This is a genomic window from Prosthecobacter sp., assembly GCF_044373815.1.
In the GTDB taxonomy this organism is placed as follows: Bacteria; Verrucomicrobiota; Verrucomicrobiia; order Verrucomicrobiales; family Verrucomicrobiaceae; genus Prosthecobacter.
The window spans coordinates 1-4,075 of sequence record NZ_JBIPNG010000544.1; the positions used below are offsets into that span (position 1 = coordinate 1).

At 59.9% G+C, this 4,075-nt stretch carries 4 protein-coding genes; all 4 read left to right on the top strand.

Annotated elements, in window-relative coordinates; translation table 11 throughout:
- A partial coding sequence (locus tag ACIREA_RS27870) for an SGNH/GDSL hydrolase family protein (RefSeq protein WP_397385593.1) occupies positions 1-663 on the top strand: 663 nt, incomplete at its 5' end.
- A complete protein-coding gene (locus ACIREA_RS27875; protein WP_397385594.1) occupies positions 660-1,685 on the top strand; it encodes a quinone-dependent dihydroorotate dehydrogenase in 1,026 nt (341 codons plus the stop codon). The genes ACIREA_RS27870 and ACIREA_RS27875, both read left to right, overlap by 4 nt.
- A gap of 61 nt (positions 1,686-1,746) precedes the next feature.
- Positions 1,747-1,986 (top strand): CDGSH iron-sulfur domain-containing protein, encoded by a 240-nt coding sequence (locus ACIREA_RS27880; RefSeq protein WP_397385595.1) that lies wholly within the window; start codon positions 1,747-1,749, stop codon positions 1,984-1,986.
- Positions 1,987-2,083: 97 nt separating this feature from the next.
- Positions 2,084-3,964 carry a thioredoxin family protein gene (locus ACIREA_RS27885; RefSeq protein ID WP_397385596.1) on the top strand — a complete coding sequence of 627 codons (1,881 nt, stop codon included), beginning with the start codon at positions 2,084-2,086 and terminating at the stop codon, positions 3,962-3,964.
- Positions 3,965-4,075 lie beyond the last annotated feature (111 nt).

Below are 4,075 nucleotides of genomic sequence, written 5' to 3' on the forward strand. Positions count from 1 at the left end.
CGCCTGATGAAAAACGTTCTCTGTTTTGGCGATTCTAACACCTGGGGCTTCAAGCCCGACAGCATATCACTCCCCTGCCCTGAACGCCACCCGCATGACGTGCGCTGGACTGGCATTCTGGCCCACGAACTGGGCACCAGCTTTCGGGTGATCGAAGAAGGTCAAAATGGTCGCACCACCGTGCACGACGACCCCTTTGCCCTCGCACGCAATGGCAAGATGGTGCTGCCTGCCATCCTGGAATCCCACAAGCCGCTGGATCTGGTGGTGTTGATGCTCGGCTCGAATGACCTCAAAGCCGTGTATGGCGTTTCCCCCGGAGAGATCGCCACAGGTGTCAAAATGCTGGCGCAGATGATCCTGGGCAGCGATGCCGGCATCGGCAACAAAGCCCCCAAACTCCTGCTGCTTTGCCCACCTGCCATCGGCGATCAACTCCACTTGCCGGACGTCGCCGCCAAGTTCCCCACCGGTCAGAAAGACAGTCGCAGACTGCCCAAGTATTATGAAGCTGTTGCCAGCTCGCTTGGCTGCGGCTTCCTCAATACGCAAACACTGATCGAGCCCGGCAGCGACGGCATCCATTTAGATGCGGCTGCGCATGGACGGCTCGGCAAAGCCGTGGCAGCACTCGTGAAATCCATCCTCCCGCCTGACGCATGACCTTGATCGAATCCTTTTATCCCGTGCTGAAACCGTGGCTCTTCCGGCTCGATGCCGAGCGTGCCCACACACTCACGGTAAAGATGATGATCATCGCGCATCGCCTCGGCATGCTGAAGTCGGTGGTCAGCGGCCCGCAGCAATCGCGCAGCGTGATGGGGCTCACCTTTCCCAATGCTCTCGGGCTCGCAGCCGGCATGGACAAGTCCGCCAGCGCAGTGGAGGCCTGGGGTGCGCTCGGGCTTGGCGCCGTCGAAGTCGGCACACTCACGCCGCGCCCGCAGCCGGGGAATCCAAAGCCGCGCCTCTTCCGCCTGCCCGAGCATGAAGCGCTAATCAACCGCATGGGCTTCAATAACCCCGGCATTCAGTCCGCCGTGACAAAGCTCAAGCATCGTCGCACCAAGGCCGTCGTCGGCGTGAACATCGGCAAGAACTTCGACACGCCGAATGAAGATGCCGTGAAGGATTATCTCATCTGCCTGAAGGCCGCATATCCAGTCGCTGATTACATCGCGGTGAACATCTCCTCTCCGAATACAAAGGGCCTTCGAGATCTCCAGGCCGAGGGTGCGGCGCGTGAACTGATCTCTGCTTTAAAGAAAGAACAAGCCGTCTTGAAGCAGGAGCACGGCAAACAGGTGCCTTTTCTCGTCAAAATCGCCCCCGATCTCAATGAGATGCAGATTGAGGCGCTCGCCCGCGTCTTCAATGAGCAGGACATCGACGGCGTCATCGCCACCAACACGACCATTGATCGCACAGCCATCACAGGTCATCGCCTGGCGAATGAAACCGGTGGCCTGAGCGGTGCGCCAGTGCGTGAGCGTTCCAACCTCGTGCTGCAGGCCTTCCGCACGCTTTTGAAGGAGCAGATCCCGCTCATCGGCGTCGGTGGCATCGTCTGCGGAACGGATGCGCTTGAGAAGATGAAAGCAGGGGCCGCCCTCGTGCAGGTGTACAGCGGGCTGGTGTATCGTGGGCCGGGCCTCGTGCGAGAGGTGCTGGAGACCATTCATTAGCCAGTCACAACATCCACCTGCACGCCTTGACCTTCTTTCCCCATCTGCCAAATTGGCCACCATGGAAAATCTTCCCAAAATTCACGAGAAACAACCCGTCGCTGTTGAACTTCCTGCTGGAGACCATTGGTGGTGCGCCTGCGGTTTGAGCGGCCATCAGCCGATGTGCGATGGCAGCCACAAGGGCACCGGTTTTGGCCCGAAGAAGTTCAATCTACCTGAGGCCAAGAAGGTCTGGCTGTGCAACTGCAAGCAGACCAAGAACCCGCCTTTCTGCGATGGCAGCCACAAGGCGCTCTGATTCGTAGAGCTCTTTAAGTATTCAAAGTTCGCGAAACGCGCCGTGATGGGAATAACCCGCACGGCGCGTTCTCCTACCTGCCAATCCCTCCCCAACCATGAATCGAAGCTGTTTCCTGTCACTCGCCGCCTCGCTGCTCGTCGCCACCGTCGCCCACTCGCAATCCTTTGGCTTTGGCGGAGCCGCTGCTCCGAAGCAGGAGCGCGTCACGGCGGAACTGGTTGCCGCAGTGTCTGCCGCAGCACCGGGCCAGCCGTTTCAGGCCGCCGTCAAACTGGTGCATGCGAAGGATTGCCACACGTATGGCAAGGTGCTGCCACCGGGCGTCATCGGCAAGCCCACCAAGCTGACCTGGACCCTGCCCGAGGGCTGGCAGATCGAGGAACTGACCTGGCCAGCAACCCATCAAGTCCCCTCCACTGACGGAGCGATCAGCGACGGCTATGACGGCACGGCATACCTGCCGGTGAAGATCACCCCGCCAGCCACTGCCGCCGTGGGCAGCAACGCCGAACTGAAAGTAAAAGTGAATGCGCTTGTGTGCGATCCGAAAAGCTGCCTGCCCTTTGTCAAAGAAGTCGCGCTCACACTGAATGTGGCAGCAGCGCCTGTGGCTAATGCAGCGAATGCCGCCGCATTTGCCAGCACAGCCGCAGCGACTGCCACGAATGAAGCACAGCCCGCTGCGACCAAAGTTGTGGAACCAGCAACAACCTCTGCTGCTGCGCCAACCGCCACACCTAAAATCCCCCTGACCTTTGCGCAGTTGCTCCTCTACGCCTTCATCGGCGGCTTGATCCTCAACATCATGCCCTGCGTGTTTCCGGTGCTCGGCATCAAGGTCACCAGCGTGGTGCAGCAGGCGGGCGAAGACCGCCGCAAGGTGGTGCTGCATGGCCTGATGTACACCGTGGGTGTGCTGCTCTCGTTCTGGGTGCTTGGCGGATTCGCCATCGCGCTGAACAAGGGCTGGGGCTCGCAGCTTCAATCACCGGCTTTCAATTTCTTCCTCGCCGCATTCTTCCTCATCTTTGCCCTGAACATGGCAGGCTTGTTTGAGATCGGCACCTCGGCCATCGGCGTTGGCTCAGGATTGCAGTCCAAAGGCGGCCTCGGCGGCTCCTTCTTTTCCGGTCTGCTGGCCACGGTGGTCGCCACACCCTGCTCTGCTCCGTTTCTCGGCACCGCCTTGGGAGCCACGCTCGCGATGCCTGCCTCGCAGTCGATGCTGATCTTCACCCTCATCGGCCTCGGTCTTGCCAGTCCGTTTCTGCTGCTCTCCCTTTTCCCAGGCCTCATCTCCGCACTGCCACGCCCCGGCGCATGGATGGAAAGCTTCAAGCAGGGCATGTCCTTCCTGCTCTTCGGCACCGTGGGTTTCATGCTCTACGTGCTGACCAATCAGATCGAAGGCCTGCCAGTGCTTTTCGCCATCCTGAGCCTCGTGCTCATCGCTCTGGGTTGCTGGATCTACGGCCGCTGGGCCCTGCCCCACAAGCCCGAGCGCACACAAAACATCGCCCGACTGCTCACGTTCCTCGCCATTGCAGGCGGCCTGTGGTTTGGCTTGCCAAATGCCTCAGCCAAACGATCGCATGCCGAAGAAGCCGTGAATCTCAAAGACCCCGATGCGCTGCATTGGGAAACTTGGTCTCCCGAAAAAGTAGCCGCGCTGCGTGCCGCCAAGCAGCCCGTCTACATCGACTTCACCGCCTCCTGGTGCTGGACCTGCCAGGTCAACAAACGCGTCTATAGCGACACCGGCCTGCGCGCCCTCTTCAAGGAGCACCACGTCGCCACCCTCAAGGCCGACTGGTCAGATGAAAACGAAACCATCCGCCTCGCCCTCGAAGCCCTGGGTAAACGCGCCGTGCCCGTGAACGTGCTCTACATCCCGGGTACTGAGGAGCCTTTCATCCTCGATGAACTGCTCACGGTGGGGAATGTGACGGCGGCGCTGAAAAAACTGGAGAAGTGAATAGGCAGCTCACAGAATTCAAATCTCCCGACGCACAATAGTCTTCTGACATGAGCCAAAAAGCGAATGCTGTGATTCACCGCCTTGCGATGGTGTCGCTGCTGTTAGTTG

Excerpts from the sequence above, each read along its gene's own strand:
- ACIREA_RS27875 (WP_397385594.1), top strand. The coding sequence starts at position 660 with ATGACCTTGATCGAATCCTTTTATCCCGTGCTGAAACCGTGGCTCTTC.
- ACIREA_RS27880 (WP_397385595.1), top strand. The coding sequence starts at position 1,747 with ATGGAAAATCTTCCCAAAATTCACGAGAAACAACCCGTCGCTGTTGAA.
- ACIREA_RS27885 (WP_397385596.1), top strand. The coding sequence starts at position 2,084 with ATGAATCGAAGCTGTTTCCTGTCACTCGCCGCCTCGCTGCTCGTCGCC.